General features: G+C 41.5%; 24 protein-coding genes and 1 other RNA gene. 16 read left to right on the plus strand and 9 right to left on the minus strand.

Annotated elements, in window-relative coordinates; translation table 11 throughout:
• Positions 1-53 precede the first annotated feature (53 nt).
• From AC13CS_RS05200 to AC13CS_RS05220, 5 genes are all read left to right on the plus strand, one after another.
• Positions 54-1,454 (plus strand): tetratricopeptide repeat protein, encoded by a 1,401-nt coding sequence (locus tag AC13CS_RS05200; protein WP_293168230.1) that lies wholly within the window; start codon positions 54-56, stop codon positions 1,452-1,454.
• A gap of 21 nt (positions 1,455-1,475) precedes the next feature.
• Complete coding sequence (locus tag AC13CS_RS05205; protein ID WP_293168232.1) at positions 1,476-2,393, plus strand: polyprenyl-phosphate transporter; 918 nt, start codon at positions 1,476-1,478, stop codon at positions 2,391-2,393.
• Between the two features lie 111 nt (positions 2,394-2,504).
• A complete protein-coding gene (locus AC13CS_RS05210) occupies positions 2,505-3,545 on the plus strand; it encodes a DUF368 domain-containing protein (protein WP_293168234.1) in 1,041 nt (346 codons plus the stop codon).
• Complete coding sequence (locus tag AC13CS_RS05215; RefSeq protein ID WP_293168236.1) at positions 3,499-4,251, plus strand: shikimate dehydrogenase family protein; 753 nt, start codon at positions 3,499-3,501, stop codon at positions 4,249-4,251. The genes AC13CS_RS05210 and AC13CS_RS05215 overlap by 47 nt, the downstream gene beginning before the upstream one ends.
• Positions 4,252-4,393: 142 nt before the next feature.
• Positions 4,394-6,436, plus strand: coding sequence for a DUF349 domain-containing protein (locus AC13CS_RS05220; RefSeq protein WP_293168238.1), 2,043 nt, complete (start codon positions 4,394-4,396; stop codon positions 6,434-6,436).
• Positions 6,437-6,507: 71 nt separating this feature from the next.
• On the opposite strand, the gene AC13CS_RS05225 is transcribed toward AC13CS_RS05220, so the two are convergent.
• The 5 genes from AC13CS_RS05225 to AC13CS_RS05245 all read right to left on the minus strand — a co-directional run bounded on the left by AC13CS_RS05225 (position 6,508) and on the right by AC13CS_RS05245 (position 9,398).
• Entirely contained in the window at positions 6,508-6,933 is a 426-nt protein-coding gene (locus AC13CS_RS05225; protein ID WP_293168240.1) for a CBS domain-containing protein, read from the minus strand.
• Between the two features lie 75 nt (positions 6,934-7,008).
• On the minus strand, positions 7,009-8,580 hold the full coding sequence (gene rny, locus AC13CS_RS05230; protein ID WP_293168242.1) for a ribonuclease Y: 1,572 nt from the start codon (positions 8,578-8,580) through the stop codon (positions 7,009-7,011).
• Positions 8,581-8,632: 52 nt separating this feature from the next.
• Positions 8,633-8,742, minus strand: a non-coding RNA gene (gene ssrS / locus AC13CS_RS05235) — 6S RNA.
• Positions 8,743-8,796: 54 nt separating this feature from the next.
• Complete coding sequence (locus AC13CS_RS05240; RefSeq protein WP_292961381.1) at positions 8,797-9,090, minus strand: cell division protein ZapA; 294 nt, start codon at positions 9,088-9,090, stop codon at positions 8,797-8,799.
• Between the two features lie 14 nt (positions 9,091-9,104).
• Positions 9,105-9,398 carry a hypothetical protein gene (locus AC13CS_RS05245; RefSeq protein WP_163625800.1) on the minus strand — a complete coding sequence of 98 codons (294 nt, stop codon included), beginning with the start codon at positions 9,396-9,398 and terminating at the stop codon, positions 9,105-9,107.
• Between the two features lie 159 nt (positions 9,399-9,557).
• Between AC13CS_RS05245 and AC13CS_RS05250 the strand changes: the two genes are divergently transcribed.
• Together AC13CS_RS05250 and AC13CS_RS05255 are read left to right on the plus strand one after the other, a co-directional pair.
• Positions 9,558-11,249 carry a M23 family metallopeptidase gene (locus AC13CS_RS05250; protein ID WP_293168243.1) on the plus strand — a complete coding sequence of 564 codons (1,692 nt, stop codon included), beginning with the start codon at positions 9,558-9,560 and terminating at the stop codon, positions 11,247-11,249.
• Between the two features lie 147 nt (positions 11,250-11,396).
• Positions 11,397-12,044: a hypothetical protein gene (locus AC13CS_RS05255; protein WP_293168244.1), complete on the plus strand. Its 648-nt coding sequence runs from the start codon at positions 11,397-11,399 to the stop codon at positions 12,042-12,044.
• Here the strand turns inward: AC13CS_RS05255 and AC13CS_RS05260 are convergent, their stop codons facing one another.
• Entirely contained in the window at positions 12,045-13,193 is a 1,149-nt protein-coding gene (locus tag AC13CS_RS05260; protein WP_293168245.1) for a cysteine desulfurase family protein, read from the minus strand. It abuts the gene before it with no gap.
• Between the two features lie 109 nt (positions 13,194-13,302).
• Between AC13CS_RS05260 and AC13CS_RS05265 the strand changes: the two genes are divergently transcribed.
• Complete coding sequence (locus AC13CS_RS05265) at positions 13,303-13,824, plus strand: hypothetical protein (protein WP_293168247.1); 522 nt, start codon at positions 13,303-13,305, stop codon at positions 13,822-13,824.
• On the opposite strand, the gene AC13CS_RS05270 is transcribed toward AC13CS_RS05265, so the two are convergent.
• Complete coding sequence (locus AC13CS_RS05270; protein ID WP_293168249.1) at positions 13,821-14,363, minus strand: Smr/MutS family protein; 543 nt, start codon at positions 14,361-14,363, stop codon at positions 13,821-13,823. The two genes, AC13CS_RS05265 and AC13CS_RS05270, sit on opposite strands and share 4 nt — an antisense overlap.
• Before the next feature lie 11 nt (positions 14,364-14,374).
• Here AC13CS_RS05270 and AC13CS_RS05275 point away from each other — a divergent pair, with 11 nt between their 5' ends.
• The 3 genes from AC13CS_RS05275 to AC13CS_RS05285 all read left to right on the plus strand — a co-directional run bounded on the left by AC13CS_RS05275 (position 14,375) and on the right by AC13CS_RS05285 (position 15,646).
• A complete protein-coding gene (locus AC13CS_RS05275) occupies positions 14,375-14,755 on the plus strand; it encodes a DUF2752 domain-containing protein (RefSeq protein ID WP_313790358.1) in 381 nt (126 codons plus the stop codon).
• Positions 14,756-14,767: 12 nt separating this feature from the next.
• Entirely contained in the window at positions 14,768-15,091 is a 324-nt protein-coding gene (locus tag AC13CS_RS05280; protein WP_293168251.1) for a CCC motif membrane protein, read from the plus strand.
• 243 nt (positions 15,092-15,334) lie between these two features.
• Positions 15,335-15,646, plus strand: coding sequence for a CCC motif membrane protein (locus tag AC13CS_RS05285; protein ID WP_293168253.1), 312 nt, complete (start codon positions 15,335-15,337; stop codon positions 15,644-15,646).
• Here the strand turns inward: AC13CS_RS05285 and recQ are convergent.
• Entirely contained in the window at positions 15,643-17,844 is a 2,202-nt protein-coding gene (gene recQ, locus AC13CS_RS05290; protein ID WP_293168255.1) for a DNA helicase RecQ, read from the minus strand. The two genes, AC13CS_RS05285 and recQ, sit on opposite strands and share 4 nt — an antisense overlap.
• 185 nt (positions 17,845-18,029) lie before the next feature.
• Between recQ and AC13CS_RS05295 the strand changes: the two genes are divergently transcribed.
• Genes AC13CS_RS05295 through lptB form a run of 4 tightly spaced genes read left to right on the plus strand, consistent with a single transcriptional unit; the run spans position 18,030 to position 20,975 of the window.
• Entirely contained in the window at positions 18,030-18,995 is a 966-nt protein-coding gene (locus AC13CS_RS05295; protein WP_293168257.1) for a KpsF/GutQ family sugar-phosphate isomerase, read from the plus strand.
• Entirely contained in the window at positions 18,995-19,837 is an 843-nt protein-coding gene (gene tatC / locus AC13CS_RS05300) for a twin-arginine translocase subunit TatC (protein WP_293168259.1), read from the plus strand. The genes AC13CS_RS05295 and tatC overlap by 1 nt, the downstream gene beginning before the upstream one ends.
• Positions 19,827-20,177, plus strand: coding sequence for a carboxymuconolactone decarboxylase family protein (locus AC13CS_RS05305; protein WP_163625810.1), 351 nt, complete (start codon positions 19,827-19,829; stop codon positions 20,175-20,177). The genes tatC and AC13CS_RS05305 overlap by 11 nt, the downstream gene beginning before the upstream one ends.
• A 57-nt stretch (positions 20,178-20,234) precedes the next feature.
• Positions 20,235-20,975, plus strand: coding sequence for an LPS export ABC transporter ATP-binding protein (gene lptB, locus AC13CS_RS05310; RefSeq protein ID WP_293168263.1), 741 nt, complete (start codon positions 20,235-20,237; stop codon positions 20,973-20,975).
• 166 nt (positions 20,976-21,141) lie between these two features.
• Here the strand turns inward: lptB and AC13CS_RS05315 are convergent, their stop codons facing one another.
• The gene (locus AC13CS_RS05315; RefSeq protein WP_293168265.1) at positions 21,142-21,867 is read right to left on the minus strand and encodes a CDP-alcohol phosphatidyltransferase family protein; all 726 of its coding nucleotides are present in this window, start codon (positions 21,865-21,867) and stop codon (positions 21,142-21,144) included.
• A 102-nt stretch (positions 21,868-21,969) separates the two neighbouring features.
• Here AC13CS_RS05315 and AC13CS_RS05320 point away from each other — a divergent pair, with 102 nt between their 5' ends.
• Positions 21,970-23,139 carry a lipoprotein N-acyltransferase Lnb domain-containing protein gene (locus AC13CS_RS05320; protein ID WP_293168267.1) on the plus strand — a complete coding sequence of 390 codons (1,170 nt, stop codon included), beginning with the start codon at positions 21,970-21,972 and terminating at the stop codon, positions 23,137-23,139.
• The last annotated feature ends 13 nt before the right edge of the window (positions 23,140-23,152 follow it).

A 23,152-nucleotide genomic window follows, 5' to 3' on the forward strand; every position in this document is an offset into this window, starting at 1 on the left:
AGAGCACCGCAAAGGGTTAATTTTAAGTCCATAGTTCAACCAAAAACGTTCCTATGGCGTTAGAATCTAACGAATATCCTGACAAATCCATAAACAAATTTGAGTCCATGCTCAAGACGGATGACGTCTACTTTTTTGATGCGGAGGACTTTGAGGAAATTATTCACCACTACCTGAACAACGGTAAAATCTCCTTGGGCAAAAAAGCCATTCAGATTGGCTTGGAACAACATCCAAATTCCATGGAACTGAAACTTTTACAGGTAGAAGTATTGGCTTTTGAGGACAAGTTTGATGCTGCAGAAACACTTCTGGATGAAATTCAGACCATTAATGCGGCCAATGAGGAAGTCTATATCCAACGGGCCAATATCCGCTCCAAACAGGACAAACACCAAGAAGCCGTAAATCTTCTACTAGAGGCATTGGATATTACGGACCACTCGTTCGACATTCACTCCCTATTGGGAATGGAGTATCTATTTATGGACAACTACGAGCAGGCAAAACTTAGTTTTATGAGATGCGTTGAGATTGATGATGGAGACTACTCATCACTCTATAACGTAGTATACTGCTTTGAGTTTTTGGAGGATTATGATGGCAGTATCCTATACCTTAACGATTATCTCGACCGAAACCCTTATTGCGAGGTGGCTTGGCACCAATTGGGGAAAATGTACTTGGCCAAAAAGCTCTATATCGAGGCTTTGACCGCTTTTGATTTTGCAGTGATTTCGGACGATTCCTTTATCGGCGCCTATTTTGAAAAAGGTAAAGTGCTGGAAAAATTGGGCAGGTACAACGAGGCCATCGAGAACTACGAGTCCACCATATCCATAGAAGACCCTACATCGTATGCCTTTCTAAGGCTTGGTAAATGCCACGAAAAACTGGGGAACTACGATCTGGCCAAATATTATTACTACCACACCGTTCACGAAGACCCTTTATTGGACAAGGGATGGTTGGCCATTACCGATTTCCATTTTAGGCAAAAAGACTATGAAAAAGCCATATACTACATCAACAAGGCCATAAATATTGATGGGGAAAACCCAAAATATTGGAAAAAAGCCGGAAAATTATATGCTGCCCTAAACAATTGGGACGAGGCAGATTTTGCCTATAAACAAGCAGTGGACTTGGGCAATTACGAACTGGAAACATGGAGGAACTGGGCACAAGTACTCAATAAAATCGGAGATTACAATTCGGCAATACAAGTGTTGATCCAAGGGTTGGAATTTTATCCCGACAATTCGGACCTTACCTATAAATTGGCAGGTATCCATTTAAAAAATCACGATTTGGATGAAGCAAAAAGCATCTTATCCAAGGCTATGAAATTGGATATTGGTAAATTGCAGCAGTTTGAAAAAGAATTCCCTGAATTCATTGAAGTTGATTGGGTAAAAGCGCTGGTTTCAAAAATCAGAAAAACAGCCAAGTAGCCCCACCTTATTACCAAATTAATGCAAGCACGTCGTATACTGGACTACGTTTTTATTACCCTGAAAGGAATGGCCATGGGTGCCGCGGACGTTGTCCCAGGAGTATCGGGAGGAACCATTGCCTTTATTTCTGGCATTTATGAAGAACTCATAACCTCCATAAATAACATAAACCTTTCCCTGATTTCAATTTTAAAAAAAGAAGGCATCAAGGCCCTTTGGAACAAAGTCAATGGAAACTTTTTATTGGCTCTTTTTCTCGGAATATTTATCAGTGTGCTTTCCTTGGCAAAATTCCTGAGTTGGCTTTTGGAAAACGAACCCATTTTATTATGGTCCTTTTTCTTTGGATTGGTGGTTGCCTCCATTTTTATGGTAGGCAAAGAAATTACCAGATGGAATTTGGGAAAAGTGATTGTATTGATCTTGGGCGCTGCCTTGGCTTTCTTTATAACCGAACTCCCTGCAAGCGATAACTCGGGTAGCCTGCCCTATTTGTTTCTTTCGGGCGCATTGGCCATTTGTGCCATGATCCTCCCGGGTATTTCGGGAGCGTTTATCCTTGTACTGTTAGGCTCCTACAAAACCATTTTGGATGCTGTCCACGAAAGGGATATCAAAATAATTTTGACTGTGGGCGTTGGGGCCATTTTTGGGCTTTTGAGCTTTGCTCGCCTGCTCAAATGGATGTTCAATCACTACAAAAACATCACTTTGGCACTGCTAACAGGGTTTATCTTGGGTTCCTTAAATAAAATTTGGCCGTGGAAAAAAGTCTTGGAAACCAAAACATTTGGCGAAAAAACCATTGTTGTGGATGATATGAACGTACTTCCGGGCGCTTTTGAGGGCGATAGCAAATTAATACTGGCCATAGTCTTAGCCATCCTAGGTTTTTCACTTATTTTTATCCTGGAAAAAGTAGCTTCCAAAAAATAAGTAAACTACCTCGGGACAAGCCCACGAGACATCGGTAGGAAAACATATTTTGATTTCGAGGCAAGCCTCGGAGCATTTAAATCTCGATTATCGAGAAAACCATCAGGTCTTATGCCACAGCAACCTAGAACATTTCTGGATAACTTCTTCTTGGTCATCAAAGGCCTGTGCATGGGGGCCGCCAATAAGGTTCCCGGGGTTTCGGGCGGTATTGTAGCCTTTGTTGCCGGATTTTACGAAGAATTCATCTATTCGCTGCAAAAACTGAATTCCAAAGCGGTGAAGTTGTTCTTCAATGGCAGGTTCAAAAGTTTTTTCCGATACACCAATGCCAAATTTCTGGGCTTGCTGATTTTTGGAATGCTGGTCAGCTATTTTAGTGTCTCCCGGATTCTAGATTATTTTTTGGACCATAACGAGGTCTTTGTTTGGGCCACTTTCTTTGGAATGGTCATAGGCTCCATTTACCATATAGGGAAAGATTTTGCTCCTTGGAACAAACGTACCATTCCAGCAGGTGTCATCGGGTTTATCATTGGAATTTCCATTAGTTTTTTAAACCCTGCCAAAGAGAACGACAACTTATTTTTTGTTTTTTTCTGTGGGATTGTTAGTGTTTCCGGGATGACACTTCCCGGGCTGTCCGGCTCCTTCATATTGATTTTATTGGGCAACTATGTCCTGCTACTGGTAGATTCCGTCAACGCACTCTACGATACTTTTTCTGAAGTTTTATCTGGGGATTTTAGCTTCGTAAAAAATTCCGAACGCATACAAATCTTAAAGATACTAGGTGTTTTCACCTTGGGGTCCGTCACCGGATTGGTTACCTTTTCACATTTGCTCAGTTATGTCCTCAAACATTTTAAAGCTACAACAACTGCGGTATTGCTAGGTTTTATCACGGGATCTTTGGGCGTACTTTGGCCTTGGAAAAGAACCATTTTTAAGGTGGACGAAGCCGGCAACCCCTTATTGGATTCCAACGGGGATAAAATAATTCTCAACTATAAACGTCACCTTCCACAAATGGCAGAGGCAGAAACTTGGTGGGCCATACTTTTTATTTTAATGGGGATTTTGGTATTATTGATTTTGGATTGGTATGGCAACAACAGAAAAAAAAATGAACAGGTTCGGGCTACTCGGTAAAAACATCTCTTACTCGTTTTCGCAAGGATATTTCACCCAAAAATTCAAGGCTTTGGGATTGAACGACCACAGCTACGAGAATTTTGATCTTCAAAAAATCGAAGAGCTAAAAAACGTGCTCACCCAAGATAATCTTAGAGGACTTAACGTAACCATACCCTACAAACAAGAGGTTATCCCCTATTTAGATGAATTGGATTCCAAAGCAGAGAAAATAGGTGCCGTAAACACCATTCAATTTTCAAAAAAAGGCTTAAAAGGCTTCAACACCGATGCCTATGGCTTTAAAAAATCCTTGGAACCTTTCTTGAAACCACATCATACCCACGCATTGATCCTAGGAACAGGAGGCGCATCCAAAGCGGTTCGTTTTGTTCTGGATGAACTGGGAATTGCCAACACCTATGTTTCGCGCAGTAAAAAAGATGGGCAGTACACCTATGGGGAACTGGATAAAGATATCATGGAAAAAAACACCTTGATCATCAACTGCACCCCTTTGGGAACATATCCCAATATTGAGGACAAACCAGCACTCCACTATCAGCACATTGGTCCTCAACATTTGCTGTACGATCTTATCTACAATCCCGAAAAAACCAGTTTTCTAGCTTATGGCGAAGCCAAAGGGGCAACCATTTCCAATGGATTAAAAATGCTGGAGCAACAAGCCGAAAAAGCTTGGGAAATCTGGAACAATGCTTAAAAACGAGTAATCGACATAGGGATTTTACCAATCCGTACATCTGTAAACTTCATCAAAAGAAGAATCAATACTTTTGCTATTAGACAATTAAGTTGTTAAATTGGCTATAATTTTCATCAATCAATAGGTAAACAAGCTACGAATGCAGGAAAACGATCGTAAACTTCAGCAAGCTGAAGGTGGAATAGAAGAAACATCAGAAAACACAAAAGGACAATTGGAAGAAGCTACACAAGCCGAATCTGAAGTGTCCGAAGAAACTGTATCTGAAACTGAAGAGTCCCAAAAACCCAAGAAAAAGGTCGTTTCCGAATCCGAAAGCGAAAAGAACAATACCGAAGAACATATAGACGAGATTGACGAATCCAACGCAGAGGATGCTGAAGATGCCGAAAACGAAAAACGGCATACCATACCAATGCTGGATTACCACTCCATGACCATGGAAAACCTGGTCGGAGAGTTACAACGTTTGGTAAAAAATGAAAAAGTACAGGCAATTAACAAACATGTTAGTTCCATTAAGTATGAGTTCGACCAAAAATTCCAAGAATTCATTGACGAGAAAAAAGAAGAGTTTATATCCAAGGGAGGAAATGAAATTGATTTTCGATATAATTCCGTTGCCAAAAGGCAATTCAACGAGGTGTATTCGGATTTCCGGGAAAAACGCGATCAATATTACAAACAACTCGATCAATCCCTAAAGGCCAACCTGCAAAAAAGGTTGGATATTATTGAAGAGCTAAAAGGCCTCATTGATATTGAGGAGGACATTAATACTACCTATAACAATTTTAAAGACCTCCAAAATAGATGGAAAAATGCAGGACCCATTCCGCGTACCAATTACAACGATGTTTGGCGCACCTACCATCATCACATGGAAATCTTTTACGATTTTCTGCACCTAAACCGTGAATTGCGCGATCTGGATTTTAAACACAATCTGGAAGAAAAGCAGAAGTTGGTGGAACGTGCCGAAGCTTTGGCGGAAGAACCAGATTTGAACAAAGCCTTTAGGGAACTGCAAACGCTTCATAAAATTTGGAAAGAGGATATTGGTCCCGTAGCCAAGGAACATCGGGAGGAAATCTGGGAAAAATTCAGCACAGCCACCAAGGCCATGCACCAACGTAGGCAAGAACATTTCCAAGAATTGGAAAAGGTCTACGAGAAAAACTTGGAAAAAAAGCAAGAGATCATAGCTAACATCGCTAAAATAGCCGAAAACGTTGCGGATAACCACAGAGGCATCCAACAACAAATAAAAGAGGTGGAAGCGCTAAGGGATTCATTTTTTAAGGCAGGTCGGGTACCCCAAAAAGTGAACGAAGAAACTTGGAGCTATTTTAAGGAAACCGTCCGTAAATTCAATAGGACAAAAAACGCATTCTATAAAAATCAGAAAAAAGAGCAACAGCAAAACCTTGAAAAGAAAAAGGAACTGTTGGAATTGGCCATTTCTTTGAAAGATAGTGATGATTGGGCCGAGGTTACCCCACAAATGAAGCGTATTCAAAGGGATTGGAAAAAAATTGGCCATGTTCCCAGAAAATATTCCGACAAAATCTGGAAAGAATTCAAAGATGCTTGCAACCACTATTTTGACCGTTTACACGCAGAAAAGAACGAGGCACACAAGGAAGAGTTTGAAAACTTTAAAAAGAAAAGCGAATGTTTGGACCGTTTAAAAGAGTTCCAACTGAGCGGTGACAAGAAGAAGGATATTGAAGACGTTAAAGCCTTTTTGGCCGAGTGGAAACAATACGGTCGTATTCCATATAACAAAAAGCACATCAACAGCAAGTTCAATAAAATTGTGGATGCCCTCTTTAAAAAATTAGGGGTAGGCAAACAACAATCGGAACTGCTCAAATACGGGAACAAAGTACAGGAACTTGCCAAAACAGAGGATAACTACGCCATTGGCAACGAACGTGTTTTTGTTAAGCGTAAAATTGATGAGGTAAAATCCGAAATTCGTCAGTTGGAGAACAACCTTCAGTTTTTCTCAGATGATTCAGAGGACAATCCTTTGGTCAAAGAAGTCGTCAACAAATTGGACAAACAAAAAGAAGCACTTCAAACTTGGAAAGAGAAAATGAAGAAGCTGAATATTTTGGAGCACAAACTCAACAAGGAGAGCGAAGAGGAAGAAACGGACAGCAACGAAGAGGAATAAGATTCAGTTTTCTATGGAAAAATAAAATATTAAAGGGCCGCTAAAACTAGCGGTCCTTTAACTTCTCCCGTCTAAGATTCAATACATTCCAACAAATAGTTGATTAAATCCGTAGTGGTGACTATCCCCACAAGTTTGCCGTTATCCACTACAGGCAGCGCATGAAATTCTTTTTTGGAGAGAAAACGTGCCACATCCTTGATTGAAGTATCGGATGCTACACTCATAACATCGTTGACCATCACCTGAGGAATGGTGAACATATTATATACAATGGTATCCACAAATTCCTCATGCTCATCCACCGCATCCGCAAAACTGATACGCAACAAATCGGTGTAGCTCAGTATTCCCAAGATGGAACTACCTTCAACAACAGGAATATGTCGAATATGATGCTTCTTGAAAAGCCTTTCTGCAGTAACCAAATCATCTTTGGTCGTGAGCGTGACCAGTTTTGTGGTCATTATTTTTGAAACGGGCACACTATTTTTCATCACTCAAGTTATTTATCAATTCCCTGAATGAAATTAGCCTGATTTTGGTTAGAAAAATATGATAAATATCAGCCCTTACTTGGCCACGTTCACCGATCGTGTTTCACGGATTACGGTAACCTTAACTTGACCGGGATAGGTCATATCGGTCTGTATTTTTTGTGATATTTCGAAAGAGAGTTCCGCTGCTTTGTCATCGTTCACTTTTTCGCTTTCCACAATTACACGCAGTTCCCTTCCCGCCTGAATGGCGTAGGCTTTCTGTACCCCATTGAAGCCGAAAGCAATATCTTCCAAATCCTTTAATCTTTGAATGTAGGAGTCCAAAACTTGTCTCCTAGCTCCAGGGCGTGCACCGCTGATAGCATCACAAACTTGGACTATGGGAGAAATTAAAGTGGTCATCTCAATTTCGTCGTGGTGGGCTCCGATTGCATTGCAAACCTCGTCCTTTTCACCATATTTCTGCGCCCATTGCATCCCCAAGATGGCGTGAGGGGTTTCCACCTCCACTTCGGCCATGGGCACTTTACCAATATCGTGAAGCAATCCGGCTCTTTTAGCCAATTTTGGGTTAAGACCCAGTTCGGCGGCCATTACCCCGCAGAGTTTGGCAACCTCTCTGGAGTGTTGTAATAAGTTTTGTCCGTAGGAAGAACGATATTTCATTCGGCCCACTGCTTTGATCAATTCCGGATGCAATCCATGGATACCTAAATCGATTACGGTACGCTTGCCTATTTCGGCTATTTCTTCGTTGATTTGCTTTTCGGTCTTCTTCACTACCTCTTCAATGCGGGCAGGGTGAATTCTTCCATCGGTGACCAATCGGTGCAACGACAAACGTGCCACTTCCCTCCTAACGGAATCAAAACAGGATAGGATAATGGCTTCTGGGGTATCATCTACAATGATCTCAACACCTGTGGCCGATTCCAAAGCACGGATGTTTCTACCCTCTCGGCCAATAATACGGCCTTTAACGTCATCCGACTCCAAATTGAACACCGACACACAGTTCTCCACAGCTTCCTCGGTTCCGATACGCTGAATGGTGTTGACCACGATTTTTCGGGCCTCTTGCTGTGCGGTGAGCTTTGCTTCTTCCAAGGTGTTTTGAAGATATGCCATGGCATCGCTTTTGGCAGTTTCCTTTAAAGATTCCAACAATTGGGCCTTGGCATCTTCTGCGGAAAGTCCAGAAATTACTTCCAACTGCTGTACTTGGCTCTTGTGGAGCTTTTCAACCTCAGATTGTTTTTTGTCGAGTATCTCACTTTTGTACTCGATTTCTTTTATTTTTTGTTGAAATTGATCGTTAAGCTTTTTGTTCTTGGCCAATTCGCTGCTAACTTGTGACTCTTTGTCCCTTGTACGCTTTTCGGCCTCTGCAATTTTTTTATCCTTATTGATGATGACTTTCTCGTGCTCCGCCTTCAACTCCAAAAACTTCTCCTTTGCCTGAAAAATCTTATCCTTCTTTATGCTCTCGCCTTCTTTACTGGCTTCCTTTATAATATTGGCTGCTTCTTTTTTTGCATTGGCAATGGTCTTGGACGCTTTGCCTTTCTCCATCATCTTGGCAATTGCAAATCCTATTGCCAGCCCCACAACAGCTGCGCCAACAATAACTATGATATTATCCATGTTTGCTTGTGTTTAGTTAAAAAAAAAGCCCACATCGGAAGAAGTTTTGTACAAACTCCAAAATACAAGTTTAGGGCTAACAGACTGATCAAGGATCCCTATACAAGTAGGGCCTGCTTTTACAACCTAAACTCACCCTTTCTAATTATAATAGTGTTGAGTTTGTCAAAAATAAATTACCAATGTGGGCAGTAACAATATTTTATTTTAAAGAACTTATTCTCCCAATTTGGAGTGAACCAATTCATCCAAGGCCCTGAGGCGCTGCATGGCGGCCTCTGCATTTTCTGAACGTTCTATTCCACCTTGCTCAATTTTGGAAGCAAATTGCAGGGCACACATGGCCAAAACATCCTGCTTATCCCGAACGGCATAGTTTTGCTCAAACTTTTTTGCCAAATTTTCTATGTTCTTGGCCGCTTTTCGCAACCCTTCCTCTTGCTTGGGGTCAATCGTTAAAGGATATACCCTGTCGGCAATGGAAAGCTTTATTTTGAGCTTCTCGTCCATAATCTCGGTATCCGTTAATCCGCCAACTTGGCTATGCAAACATCAAGTTCGCGAATCAATGTATTTATTTTGAGCTTAGCTTCTGTTTTACTACTAGTATTACCACCCAGCATTGTGTTCGCCATTTTCAGGGAGTCATATTTTTCTTCCCATTCTTTTAGAGCACGCTCTTTGAGTTCGTTTTTCTCCTTTTGAAGTTCCAATTCCTGTTTTAGTTTGGCATTCACTTGGTGCAACAGCTCCATTTTGTGCAGCAGTTTGCTCACCTTGTTCTCCAAAGAATCCACAATCTCAACAAGTTCGCTCATATATGCAAACAACAATACGTATTACACAAAGTTAACCAACCTAGCACAACCTCGCAATACTTTTTGGATTTATTCTTAGAGCCTGTTTGGGGAGTTGTCTTAAATCTTTTTATCAAATAAAAACATTGGTTACTTTCGTAAGGAAATATTGATTTTTATATGCGCCACAACTTTTTTTTAGCCTTTTTTTTTACTGTATTATACCTGCCTGCCCAAAAAAAATATCCTCAAGGCGAATTTCGCTCCCCTTTGGACATTCCCTTGGTGCTAGCCGGCACTTTCGGTGAACTGCGCTCCAACCACTTTCATTCGGGAATGGATATTAAGACCCAACAACGGGAAGGACTGCCGGTTTATGCCATTGCCGATGGTACTGTAACGCGCATCAAAGTTTCTCACTGGGGCTATGGAAAGGCCCTGTACGTAGCACACCCCAATGGATATACCTCGGTATATGCTCACCTTAAAAAATTTGGCCCTGAAATAGAGGAGTATGTAAAAAAAGTACAGTACCAGAAACAATCCTACGAAGTGGAAATGTTCCCTGATTATGGTGAACTTAAAGTCACAAAAGGGGGCACTATTGCCTATTCGGGCAATACAGGCGGTTCTGCGGGGCCCCACCTCCATTTTGAAATACGAAGCAGTGTAAGCGGCAAACCCACCAACCCCCTGCTCTATGGTTATGAAGTAAGGGATGCGACAGACCCAACTTTGCTAGGGCTGTATGGCTACCCTTTGTCCGAAGGCGCCTTGATCAACCAAAGTGCTGAGAAAATTCAGTTAAATTATACAAGGCAGTCCGATGGTTCTTTTTTGGCAGATAAAGTAACTGCCATTGGTACCATTGGTTTTGGCATCGATACTTTTGACCGTTTGGACATGGCAGCGAACAAAAATGGGGTATATGCCGTTAAGCAAACGGTAAATGGCAGGGTATTTTCCGAGTTTGATTTTGAATCTTTCTCCTTTGGAGAAACACGATACATCAACACACTTATTGATTACGCTCATTTTTATGACCACCGGCAGCGTATCCAAAAATGTTTTAAGGAGCCCTACAACCATTTGAGCATCTACAAATCACTGTACAACGATGGTAAAATCAATGTGGAAGAAGGAATGTCCTACAACGTGGAATTGCACATTTCCGATTTGGCCGGAAACACAACCAAGCTCGTTATTCCGGTTGAAGGGAAACGAGAGGAAGAAAAAATTAGCAAAGTTGATGAAACCACCGATAATTTTGTGATAGCCGACAAACCCAACAACTTTGACCTAGGTGCTGCCAAAGTGTATTTCCCCGCCAGTACATTTTATGAAGATTTCTTCATCAACCTGGAAAAAGGGAACGATACCATCACCATACACGACAATAGTATAGCGGCGCACCGAAATTTTACTATTAGTTTCGACCCGTCAAAATATTCGGCTGAAGAAAGAAAACAACTATTTATTGCACATTTGGACAGTAGAATGAACCCTTCCTATTCCAAAACCTATAAAAGGGATGGTTCCTTTACCACCCGAACCCGTACTTTGGGCACCTACACATTGGTAAGGGATAGCATTGCACCCGTAATACGGCCCAAGAATTTTAAGGAAAAACAATGGTTGAGCAATTATAGTTATTTGAGCCTTACCATTTCGGACGATCTTAGCGGTATTGACAGCTATTCGGCCACCTTGAACGGGAAATGGATCTTGATGGAGTACGAACCCAAGACCAATACCATAACATACAGTTTTGATGACAATATCTCCAACGAAACGGAATGTGAACTAAAAGTTACGGTTACCGACAATGTGGGCAATTCCACAACCTATGAGGGCACATTTTTCAGGAAATAGCGTTATTTTTGCAAACGAAAAATCGCCTAGACCGATTTCCTTAAAATTAATCAACGGCTCTAGGGTAAACCCATGAGAGATGTTCAAACTCAACTTTTTATAAGCTTCGGCCAATTAATTACCGAGTACTCGACTAAATAAAATTTGATGAAAAAAATTGTCTTTGTCTTTGTTCTTTTTGCCTCGACCTTAACCATGGCGCAAAAAAACATTTATGAGAGCATACGGTTTGACGAATACACCAATGACCATGAAATTTTGGCGATTGTTCCCTTTATAGCTCATTTGGAACTCAAAAAAGCCGTGGACAAGGATGAGTTAAGCATATTGGCCGAAAAAGAAGGGTACGCGGTGCAGAATGCATTGGAAACCTATTTTTCCAAACGAAAAAAGCGGAAAAAGTTCAGTGTGGATTTCCAAAATATCAGGAACACCAATGCTATTTTGGCCCAAAACAACATCAACTACAACAATATTGACACCTACACCACCCAAGAATTGTGTGAAATTTTGGATGTTGATGGAATTATCAGCGGCAACCTAAACCTAAACATTTTACTTTCCGAGGGTGTGCCCACCGATTTCAGTATTTTGGATTACTTCAGTGGAGATGCCAATTATGGTCGCATCGGGGTAAAAATCAGTGATGGCGAAACCGGAAAATTGCTGTGGAAGTACGAAAACGAAATCTCCAAGAAAACCGGTAAAAACACCACGGAGCTCATCGACAAAATGATGAAAACCGCATCCAGAAAATTTCCTTACGACAGAGAAAAACGCAGGAACAGAAACTGATTAACTGTTCGCAAATTCCTTTAATACCTCAACAGCGTAGTCGAGTTCTTCCTTGGTATTGTATATGGAGAAAGAAAAGCGTAGACTTGGCTTTTCCAGCTCCTCACCGGACAGAATCTCGTTAAGCACATGCGACCCTTGGTTGCTTCCCGATTGGCAGGCACTGCCTTTGGAGCAGGCAATTCCCTTCATATCCAAATGGAACAAGAGCATTAGCCCTTTTTGTTTGTCAAACGGCAAGCGAATATTGGCCAAGGTATAGGTACTTTTCTCCAAATCACCTGAAAGTCCATTGCATTCAGCTCCCGGTATCTCCTTTAAAACTTGGTCTACAAAATATTTTTTAAGCTCTTTTACGGTTTTGGCCTCTTCATCCAAGTGCTCGTAAGCCCTGACAAAGGCCTCTTCCAAGCCTACAATGTTGTGAAAAGGTTCTGTTCCCGCTCTAAAGCCCCTTTCTTGGGCCCCACCAACGATCAATGGTTTTAATCCAGAATTTTTTCTGATAAAGGCAAATCCGACGCCTTTGGGCCCATGGAATTTATGGGCTGCCGCAGTCATAAAGTCAATATGTATAGCCTGCGCGTCCCAAGGATAATGTCCAATGGACTGAACAGTATCCGAATGGAAAAGTGCATTGTTTTCTTTGCAAAGTTCACCAACGGCAGCGATATCCGTAATATTGCCAATCTCGTTGTTCACATGCATCAAACTTACCAACTTCCTGGAACCGTCCTTCTTGAGCAAATCCTCCAAATGTGCTATGCTGGGACTGCCAAATTCATCTAAATCCACATACCGAACATTTGTATTGTACTCTTTTTCGAGTTCTTCCACGGTATGCAGCACGGCATGGTGCTCTATTTTGGAGGTAATAATGGTCTCAACCCCTAAATCCCTAACAGCACATCGCAAAATCATGTTGTCGGCTTCGGTCCCCCCTGAGGTGAAAATGATTTCAGAGGGTTGGGCATTCAAGGTTTTGGCAATGGTCTTTCTTGCTTGTTCTACGGCGGTTTTTGCCGACCTTCCAAAACTGTGCGTGGAAGATGGGTTGCCATAATGCTGCGCAAGCGCTTGTTGCATGCGCTGAATAACCTCTTCCCTTACCTGCGTTGTAGCAGCATTGTCCAAATACACTTTTTGCATGGTTGAGTTCACTTTTAACAGGGGTAAAAATACGGGAAATAAAGTTAATTTCTTTTAAAGTAGATCTTAGTATTGGCGTATTATAATGGAATTGCTTTAAATTTGGCGCATGAGAAAATTTATCTTTTCAATTCTTACTTTGGGCTTGCTATTTTCTTGCAGTGATGGCGACCTTCAGATTGAAACCATTGATTTTGACAGTGTTGCCGTTCAATATTGCTCTGCCCCGGTCAGGAACGCAGGAAATCTGATGTTCAAAATAAATGAGAGCGAAGCCCTTATCTTACAACTGCAAAGTGGGGTCTTGAACAATGGTGTTGTAGGAGACACCATTGTCACCGAAAGTACAGTGCCCGGTCAATCTCAAGTTACTTACAGGGTTTTCTCGGATGCTGTGGACAATGCTTATTTCTGTGATGATATTCCAGTAGTAGAACCCACAGTTATTGATGAAGTTGTTGCGGAAGATGGATTGGTAATCGTGGAAACCATGTTGGCCGAAAACGACAGCACCCTTTTTGTTCACAACATTAGCCTGAGCGGAATATCTTTTGTTACCGGCAACGGGGAACGCATTACCAATTTGGCCATAAACGAGTTTGGGGAGGTGACCACCACCGTTCCCAACTAGCTGTTCTGATAAATATAAACCTCGGTGGCACCTAATCCGTATTTTTGATACTCGGCATCGTAAAATTCCACATTGTCATATTTCTTGAACAAGTAGTGCAATTCCTCTTTTAGAACGCCTTCACCCACCCCATGGATAAACACTACTCGTTGGATGCGTTTTCGTATCGCAAAATCCAATTGCCGTTTGGCCGTATCCAATTGAATGTTCAGCATATCGTAATTGCTCATTCCCTTACTGGATTTAACCAATTGATGAATGTGTAGGTCCACCTCCATTTTGGGAGCGCTGCGCTCTTTGGGTTTTATGGTCGGTGCTTTTCTTCTTTTGGGCAATTCCTTTTCTTTTTTGATTTTGGCCACTTCATAATTAGTCACCGAAATATGGCCTTCGATTTTGACAAGGTCACTGATTGCATATTGCATGGGGAAACCATCATCGGTAATCAAGGTTACCCTGTCACCATCCACTTTTTGTACAATTCCCGCAATTGCTTCGTCCAACACCTCTGCCCTATCTCCAATAGAAAATTTGCCCATAATTGATCGCTGTGGTAAAAAATGATGTAAAAATTAAACCCGAATACAAAAATAATAGTATTTTTCGGGCACTACAGCCTATGATGAACCTAACACCAACCATAAACGCCTTTAGTTTAGAAAACTACATGCTGCCGTGCCTCAATAAAAAAATATTGGGGGTGGATTGCCCAGGTTGTGGGTTGCAACGCTCCGTTGATTTGTTGTTGCATGGTGAGTTTGTGGCGGCTTTTCAGATGTATCCGGCTATTTATACCATTATACCTCTGTTTGTCATGATCATTAGCAATAAAGTATTCAATTTAAAGGTAGACAACCGATTGATCACCGGTTTAGGCGTAGCAACTGTTGCTCTAATTTTAATAAATTATATATTCAAATTTATCCATTAAACATTATTAACCATGGAACAAAAAAATTTACCTAATGTAACTATCGCCCTAGTTTTGGCCATTTTATCATTTCTTTGCTGCTGTTTCGGGGGAGCACCCGGTCTTGTTCTAGCTGGAATAGCTTTCTTTTTGGTCAAAAAAGATGAAAAAACGTATGCTGAAAATCCAGAGGTATACAAAAATTACAGCACACTAAAAACAGTTAGGATACTTGCGATAATAGGCATGGTCATTGGACTACTTTATCTATTGTATACTTTATGGTCGATCAACCAAATGGGAGGCTGGGAAGGCTATATGGAAAAAGTACAGGAAATGACAGAACAATATCAATAAAATAAATAAACCACTATTGGATTTGAAATCCATAGTTTTAAAGATAAGAATGAAATTCTTTGTCATTGGGAATCAAGTCCTCCCTCAATCCCTCCAAAGGAGAAAAGTTTCTCCCTTTGGGGAGACCGGAGAGAGGACATTTATATAAACACAAAAGTAACTGTAATAAAACCTGACCGCCTTTAGGCAAGTTTGCAGGCCTGCCGGCAAAGGCAGGATTTTAACCTTTAACTAGAAAATAAAATGAACCAACAACCCTTACCTGGGGCAAGCACTGTGTTGACAATGGGGATTCTCTCCATTGTCCTCACTTTGGTATGCTGTGGCCCTTTTGGTGCTATATTTAGCATCATAGGATTGGTGAAAGCCAAGACTGCCAACCAATTGTACCAACAAAACCCAGAAAATTATACCGATTACAGCAATGTAAAAACGGGTAAAATCCTTTCCTATATTGGATTGGCTTTATCACTTATCTCCTTGGTATTCGTAATTCTTTACTTTGGATTTATTGTAGCGGCAATTACTACAGGTGAGTTAAGTGGCGAATTTTAATTCGCCACTTCACTTATAAATTTTAGACGGTACAAGCGGAGTTCCTCGTCTTCGTAATCGCCTTCGAATTCTTCAATGGCGGCAGAAATGGAATCTGTTTCCGCTTCCAAGAAGTAATCGTGGATTTCTTCTTGTTGGTCCTCGTCCAAGATTTCATCTATCCAGTAGCCAATGTTCAACTTGGTACCGCTGAACACGATTTGTTCCATTTCTTTAATAAGCTCCGGTAGTTCCAATCCCTTGGCAGAGGCTATATCGTCCAACGGCAGTTTTCTGTCCACACTTTGAATTACATAAAGTTTAAGTCCAGAATTCGCCCCGGTACTTTTCACTACAAGGTCATCGGGCCTGGTAATATCATTTTCATCCACATATTTGGAAATCAGCTCCACAAAAGCTTTCCCATATTTTTTTGCTTTTCCCTCACCAACTCCTTGAATATTTATCAATTCTTCCATGGTTACGGGGTACTTTAGCGACATGTCCTCCAAGGATGGGTCTTGGAAAACCACAAAAGGGGGCACATCCCGTTTTTGCGCCTCTTTTTTTCGAAGGTCACGGAGTAGTTTCAATAAATGTTCATCCGCAACAGCCCCATTGGATTTCTGGGCCGTAACAATATTTCCAGTCTCTTCTTTGGAGTAGACATGATCCTTCGTCATCATAAATGATTCTGGATTCTCCAAGTACTTTTCACCCAATTCGGTTAAATGGAGAATCCCGTATCGTTCAATTTCCTTCTTCAGAAGCCCCGCTACCAGAACCTGTCTGGTCAAGGCCATCCAAAATTCCTTGTCATTGTCCTTACCAATTCCAAAAAAGGGTTTTTCATCAGTTTTATGCGAGGATATCATGGCATTGGTTTTACCAATCAAAACCTTGACAATTTCTTTGGTCTTAAACTTTTCTTTGGTATCCCTAACCACACTTAAAAGTTTAATAACCTGCTCCTTGGCCTCTTCCTTCGGTTTGGGGTTTCTGGCATTATCGTCCATATCGGCCCCTTCTCCATTCTCCTCATCAAAATCTTCACCGAAGTAATGCAGTATAAATTTTCTACGGGACATGGATGTTTCGGCATAGGCTACAATTTCTTGCAATAAAGCATTGCCGATTTCTTGCTCCGCCACGGGTTTTCCTGACATAAATTTTTCCAGCTTTTCCACATCTTTATAGGCGTAATAGGCCAAACAATGTCCCTCGCCCCCATCTCTACCGGCACGTCCGGTTTCTTGGTAATAGCTTTCAATACTTTTTGGAATATCATGATGGATCACAAAACGCACATCGGGTTTATCTATTCCCATTCCGAAGGCAATTGTTGCCACAACCACATCAACCTCTTCCATCAAAAACATATCCTGATATCTGGAGCGAGTCTTGGCATCAAAACCGGCATGATACGGAACTGCGCTTACGCCGTTTACCTGAAGTACTTGTGCCAATTCCTCCACTCTTTTACGGCTCAGGCAATATATGATTCCCGATTTTCCTTGATTTTGCTTTACAAAACGAATAATATCGGCATCTACATCCTTGGTTTTGGGACGAACTTCATAAAATAAGTTAGGGCGGTTAAACGATGCCTTGAAAACTTTGGCATCCGTCATACCCAAATTTTTGATGATATCCTCTTGCACTTTGGGTGTGGCCGTAGCGGTAAGACCTATAATAGGAATATTGTCCCCAAGTCTGTTTATAATGCCCCGTAGGTTTCGGTATTCCGGTCTAAAATCGTGCCCCCATTCCGATATACAATGGGCCTCGTCTACCGCAACAAAGGAAAGTTTCACATTTTTTAGGAAATCCACATTTTCCTCCTTGGTCAAGGATTCCGGGGCCACATAAAGCAATTTGGTAATACCGTTGGTAATATCTTCTTTAACCTGTTTTACCTCTGTTTTGGTCAGGGAAGAGTTCAACACATGTGCAATACCATGCTGTTCGGATATGCCGCGTATGGCATCGACTTGGTTTTTCATTAAGGCGATCAAAGGAGAAACAACAATTGCTGTTCCTTCTTTCATAATTGCCGGCAATTGATAGCATAGGGATTTTCCACCGCCTGTTGGCATGATCACAAAAGTGTCGTTGCCGCTAAGAATGTTCTGGATTACATCTTCCTGTAATCCTTTAAATTTTGAGAAACCAAAATATTTTTTGAGCGAGGAGTGCAAATCAGTGTTCATTAGGCTCATTTCCGCATTTTCAATTTGTTACAAGCAGCCTAAAAGGCAGTTGAAGCTTTTATTTTAAACCATTCAAATACAGATGAATCTATTCTCACTTCTAGAATAGTCTGTAAAAGATAGTTTGATTAGTTTTGTAATCTTAAATATAAGACATTCTTTTAGGAATACAATCAGTTAATCGGTTAATTACTTTGAGCGACATTAAGTCAATTTTATCCATAGCCAAACGGACCCTTGAAATAGAGAGCAAGGCCGTAGCAAATTTGATCAGTCTGTTGGACGATCAATTTGCACATGCAGTAAAGTACATTTTGGAATCGGAAGGAAGGGTCATTGTTTCCGGAGTGGGCAAGAGCGCCATTGTAGCCAACAAAATTGTAGCGACATTGAACTCCACAGGAACCCCGGCCATATTTATGCATGCCGCGGATGCCATTCACGGCGATCTGGGCACCATTCAACAAAACGATGTGGTCATCTGTTTGTCACAAAGTGGGAACACTCCAGAGATCAAAGCTTTGCTTCCTTTAATCAAAGTAGGAAAGCACAAGCTTATCGGCATTACCGGGAACATGGATTCCGTATTGGCCAAACAGGCCGATTTTGTCCTGAACACCTATGTGGAAAAAGAGGCCTGCCCCAATAATTTGGCACCTACCACCAGTACTTCGGCCCAAATGTCCATGGGCGATGCACTTGCTATCAGTTTATTGGAGCTAAAGGGATTCAGCAGTTCCGATTTTGCCAAGTACCACCCTGGCGGAGCATTGGGAAAGAAACTATATTTGCGCGTTGCAGACATTGTGGTGAACAACCAAAAACCACAAGTTGACATTAACTCGGACATTAAAGAGGTTATCGTAGAAATATCCGAAAAAATGTTGGGCGTTACCGCTGTAATGGACAAGGACAAAGTAGTCGGCATTGTAACCGATGGAGATATCCGAAGAATGTTGAGCAAATACGATAATATAAATGGACTTACCGCAAGGGACATTATGACCTCCAATCCCAAAGCAATAGACGTAGATACTTTGGCCGTAAAGGCCTTAAAACTATTGCAGGAAAAGAGCATATCCCAATTATTGGCCTTTGATGGCGACACCTATGCCGGAGTGGTCCACATCCATAACCTTATAAACGAGGGAATCCTATAATGGCTAAAAGAGAAAGAAAAAATCCGGATGAAATGTCCTTTTTGGATCATTTGGAAGAATTGCGTTGGCATTTGGTGCGCTCCACTTTGGCAGTTGTGATCATTGCTTGTTTTGCCTTTGTATTCAGGGGCTTTATTTTTGACACCATATTATTCGGTCCCAAGAACATGGACTTTCCTACCTATCAGTTCTTTTGTAACATCGGAAAGTTCTTTGGGGTAGATTCCGAATTCTGTGGCGATTCAATGCCGTTTACCATTCAGAGCCGTTTGATGGCTGGACAGTTCTCCGCACATATCTGGACATCCATCTGGGCGGGGGTAATCCTTGGGTTTCCTTATATTTTGTGGGAATTGTGGAAATTCATCAGCCCTGGGCTTTACGAGAACGAAAGAAAACATTCCAGGGGATTCATTATTACCGCCTCGGGATTGTTCTTTCTTGGCGTACTGTTTGGATATTATATCGTGGCTCCTTTATCCATCAACTTTTTAGGGTCGTACCAAGTCAGTAAAGAAGTATTGAACGAAATCGATCTAGCCTCCTATATTGGAACAGTAAGAGCTTCGGTGATCGCCTGTGGAATCATGTTTGAATTGCCAATCGTTATTTTCTTTTTGACCAAAGTGGGATTGGTAACCCCCGAAATCCTAAAAAAATACAGAAAAATAGCCTTGGTAATCATTTTGATTCTATCCGCAATCATTACACCTCCGGACATAACCAGTCAAATTATTGTCTGTATCCCTGTACTTATTTTGTATCAGGTGAGCATATTCATTTCCAAAATGGTAGTTAAAAACGAAGCAAAAAAAGAGAAAGCCAGAAACAATGCCAAATAAAGTAGAAGAGTTCAATGCCTATCGTGCCAAAATGAACGATAAGCTGCTTGCCGAGAACAACAAGCTCATAAAACGTATTTTTAATCTGGACACCAACGCCTTTATGGAAGGTGCCTTGGATGTCAAAACCAAAGAATTACTGGGATTGGTCGCCTCAGCAGTGCTCCGTTGCGACGATTGCGTAAAGTACCATTTGGAAAGCTCCAAAGAAGCCGGTGCCAACAAAGAAGAGGTAATGGAAACCTTGGGCATTGCCACTTTGGTGGGCGGGACCATTGTAATACCTCATTTACGGCGTGCCTACGAGTATTGGGAGGATTTGGAGGAAACCGAAGCTTAAAAAAAACCAAAAGACCATACGGCAGAAAAAGAATATGTTTAGTTTTGGCAAGTTCCTATGAAGCTACGCGCAGAAAATATAATGAAGGCCTACCGCGGTCGAAAAGTTGTTAAGGGCATATCCCTGGAAGTAAACCAAGGTGAAATTGTTGGGCTTTTGGGCCCCAACGGAGCGGGTAAAACCACTTCGTTCTACATGATTGTGGGATTGATAAAACCCAATGGCGGAAATATTTACTTGGATGGCACCAATATTACCAGTTTCCCCATGTACAAAAGGGCACAGCACGGTATCGGTTATTTGGCGCAAGAGGCTTCCGTTTTCAGAAAATTGAGCATCGAGAAAAACATCTTGAGCGTACTCCAGCTTACCAACTTGAGTAAAAAGGAGCAGCACATGAAGATGGAATCCTTGATCGATGAATTTGGTTTGGGACATATCCGTAAAAACCGTGGGGATTTACTCTCTGGTGGTGAACGCCGCCGTACCGAAATTGCACGCGCATTGGCCACCGACCCTAAATTTATTTTGCTGGACGAGCCTTTTGCCGGGGTAGACCCCGTAGCCGTGGAGGATATTCAGCGTATTGTGGCCCAGTTGAAGAACAAAAACATCGGTATTTTGATCACCGACCACAATGTACAGGAAACCTTGGCCATTACCGAACGCTCTTACCTGATGTTCGAAGGTGGTATCCTAAAAGCAGGGATTCCCGAAGAACTCGCTATGGATGAAATGGTGAGAAAAGTGTACTTGGGCCAGAACTTTGAGCTACGGAAAAAGAAATTGGATTTCTAAGAGCCTGTTTAGGAATTTGTGATTGGAATTGATATAGGGCATTTTTGATGCAGTTTGAGGCATGATTTTTAAGCATAGCCGTGGCTAAGGTTCAAAATTATAACGAAGAAATGCGCAAAAAGGGGCATAACAAAACAATTGACAAATTCCTAAACAGGCTCTAAACCTACTTTTCCGAAGGCATCAACAAAGAAGCCAAGACATAAAATAAGATTATTACAGGAATCGCCAAAAAGCGTAGTGTTAACAAGAGCACCAAACTTCCAACAATAAACAAATAACGGATTCCATTATCCTTAAAACTCCTGTTTTTAAACTTTAAAGCAAATAGTTTGATGGGCGAGTTCAACAAGTAAGAGCTCAAAACCGTCAAAATCACCAAAAACCACGGGTTTAGGATAATGTTGTTCAGCACCTCGTTGTTATGATACAAGAGAATCATCGGCAACGAGAGAATCAAAAGTGCATTTGCTGGGGTTGGCAGCCCAACAAAAGAAGACACTTGGTCCTCATCCACATTAAATTTGGCCAATCGGTATGCAGAAGCCAAGGTAATGGCAAAACCCACAAAAGGCAAAAAGGTCAACTCCGTATCGTGCCCAATAAATCCAAGGTTCCATCCACCACGTTCTGCCATGCTCAACAATTGGAACATAACCACTCCAGGTACCAAACCGCTGGTAATCACATCTGCTAAGGAATCCAACTGAATCCCAACCTCACTCTGCACATTCAAAGCACGAGCCGCCAAGCCATCAAAAAAATCAAAGAAAATCCCGATAAACACAAAAAGTGCGGCCCATTCCAAATGATTGAGTACTGCAAACACTGTAGCAATGCAGCCGCTCAACACATTGAGCAAGGTTAAAAAGTTGGGAATATAGGACTTCATACAGCTAAGATTTCCGTAAAAATAATGGAAAAATTAAACTGTGGGCAACAGATGGTAGACCGAGTCATTTTTATTCTGATATTTGCTCTGATAAAAATCGGAATGAGACGAAAGCTCCATCTTTTATTTTTTTTCTTCATTATCGGGAAGTTCCTCTTTTCTCAAGCTCCCCAACTTACGGAAAATTCAAAAATAAGCCTTCTCACCTGTGCCGCTGGTGACGAACTTTATTCTGCCTTTGGGCATAGTGCATTTCGGGTGCAGGACCCCGCCTTGGGCATCGATGTGGTCTATAATTATGGTACTTTCGATTTTGACCAACCTAATTTTTACCTGAATTTCACCAAGGGAAAAATGATTTATTCCCTTTCCCGTAGAAGTTTTGAAGCATTTCTGTACGAATACGAATTGGAGAAAAGATGGGTAAAAGAGCAAATTTTGGACCTCGACTTGGAACAACGCAACCAACTCCTAACTTTTTTTGAAGAAAACTATCTGCCCGAAAATCGGGATTACCTGTATGATCCTTTGCTGAACAACTGTTCCAGCATAACAGGGGATATTTTAAAAAATCAATTTGGTGACGCCATTGTTTTTGATGACTCCCATTTAGAAAAAAGATATACTTTCCGGCAATTGGTGCGCCAGTTTATGGATGTAAACACCTGGTCCATGTTCGGTATTGATTTGGCCTTTGGGTCGCCCGTAGATAGAAAGGCCACCGTGCGGGAGCACATGTTTTTGCCCTACTACGCCATGGAACAATTTCGAAACACCACTTTAAACGGAAAACCATTGGTAAAGCGAGAGCGGACAATTTTGGATTACAATGAACACATCCTAAAAGGCTTTTTCCCGCTCTCCCCACTGTTTTGGTTTATTTTGCTGATGGCGTTTACCGGTATCATCACCTATTTTGATTACAAACACAAAGCAAGAAGCCGTTGGTTGGACTTTTCCCTATTGTTCATAACCGGATTTGCAGGAACGTTCTTATTCCTGCTTTGGGTAGCGGCCGATCATACCTCTACCCCATACAATTTCAACATTTTATGGGCATTTCCCGTAAACATGATAGTTGCCTTTGCTGTAGTGTTTCAAGATAAAGTACCAAAATGGGCACCAAAATATTTATGGTCCGCTCTAGGGCTAATGGTCATCATGCTTTTGCTGTGGATAATTAAGGTGCAGATTTTTTCTCCTGTGCTGATTCCACTACTTTTGACCCTGACCATCCGATACCTGTACATGATCAAGTATTCCAAATTATAAAGTTGGTCCACAA

The sequence above is a fragment of the Flagellimonas sp. B-3 genome, from assembly GCF_056857835.1.

What these genes read in the sequence shown, in the direction of transcription:
- AC13CS_RS05200 (WP_293168230.1), top strand. Translation starts at nt 54, where the DNA reads ATGGCGTTAGAATCTAACGAATATCCTGACAAATCCATAAACAAATTT.
- AC13CS_RS05205 (WP_293168232.1), top strand. Translation starts at nt 1,476, where the DNA reads ATGCAAGCACGTCGTATACTGGACTACGTTTTTATTACCCTGAAAGGA.
- AC13CS_RS05210 (WP_293168234.1), top strand. Translation starts at nt 2,505, where the DNA reads ATGCCACAGCAACCTAGAACATTTCTGGATAACTTCTTCTTGGTCATC.
- AC13CS_RS05215 (WP_293168236.1), top strand. Translation starts at nt 3,499, where the DNA reads ATGGCAACAACAGAAAAAAAAATGAACAGGTTCGGGCTACTCGGTAAA.
- AC13CS_RS05220 (WP_293168238.1), top strand. Translation starts at nt 4,394, where the DNA reads ATGCAGGAAAACGATCGTAAACTTCAGCAAGCTGAAGGTGGAATAGAA.
- AC13CS_RS05225 (WP_293168240.1), bottom strand. Translation starts at nt 6,933, where the DNA reads ATGAAAAATAGTGTGCCCGTTTCAAAAATAATGACCACAAAACTGGTC.
- rny (WP_293168242.1), bottom strand. Translation starts at nt 8,580, where the DNA reads ATGGATAATATCATAGTTATTGTTGGCGCAGCTGTTGTGGGGCTGGCA.
- AC13CS_RS05240 (WP_292961381.1), bottom strand. Translation starts at nt 9,090, where the DNA reads ATGGACGAGAAGCTCAAAATAAAGCTTTCCATTGCCGACAGGGTATAT.
- AC13CS_RS05245 (WP_163625800.1), bottom strand. Translation starts at nt 9,398, where the DNA reads ATGAGCGAACTTGTTGAGATTGTGGATTCTTTGGAGAACAAGGTGAGC.
- AC13CS_RS05250 (WP_293168243.1), top strand. Translation starts at nt 9,558, where the DNA reads ATGCGCCACAACTTTTTTTTAGCCTTTTTTTTTACTGTATTATACCTG.
- AC13CS_RS05255 (WP_293168244.1), top strand. Translation starts at nt 11,397, where the DNA reads ATGAAAAAAATTGTCTTTGTCTTTGTTCTTTTTGCCTCGACCTTAACC.
- AC13CS_RS05260 (WP_293168245.1), bottom strand. Translation starts at nt 13,193, where the DNA reads ATGCAAAAAGTGTATTTGGACAATGCTGCTACAACGCAGGTAAGGGAA.
- AC13CS_RS05265 (WP_293168247.1), top strand. Translation starts at nt 13,303, where the DNA reads ATGAGAAAATTTATCTTTTCAATTCTTACTTTGGGCTTGCTATTTTCT.
- AC13CS_RS05270 (WP_293168249.1), bottom strand. Translation starts at nt 14,363, where the DNA reads ATGGGCAAATTTTCTATTGGAGATAGGGCAGAGGTGTTGGACGAAGCA.
- AC13CS_RS05280 (WP_293168251.1), top strand. Translation starts at nt 14,768, where the DNA reads ATGGAACAAAAAAATTTACCTAATGTAACTATCGCCCTAGTTTTGGCC.
- AC13CS_RS05285 (WP_293168253.1), top strand. Translation starts at nt 15,335, where the DNA reads ATGAACCAACAACCCTTACCTGGGGCAAGCACTGTGTTGACAATGGGG.
- recQ (WP_293168255.1), bottom strand. Translation starts at nt 17,844, where the DNA reads ATGAGCCTAATGAACACTGATTTGCACTCCTCGCTCAAAAAATATTTT.
- tatC (WP_293168259.1), top strand. Translation starts at nt 18,995, where the DNA reads ATGGCTAAAAGAGAAAGAAAAAATCCGGATGAAATGTCCTTTTTGGAT.
- AC13CS_RS05305 (WP_163625810.1), top strand. Translation starts at nt 19,827, where the DNA reads ATGCCAAATAAAGTAGAAGAGTTCAATGCCTATCGTGCCAAAATGAAC.
- lptB (WP_293168263.1), top strand. Translation starts at nt 20,235, where the DNA reads ATGAAGCTACGCGCAGAAAATATAATGAAGGCCTACCGCGGTCGAAAA.
- AC13CS_RS05315 (WP_293168265.1), bottom strand. Translation starts at nt 21,867, where the DNA reads ATGAAGTCCTATATTCCCAACTTTTTAACCTTGCTCAATGTGTTGAGC.
- AC13CS_RS05320 (WP_293168267.1), top strand. Translation starts at nt 21,970, where the DNA reads ATGAGACGAAAGCTCCATCTTTTATTTTTTTTCTTCATTATCGGGAAG.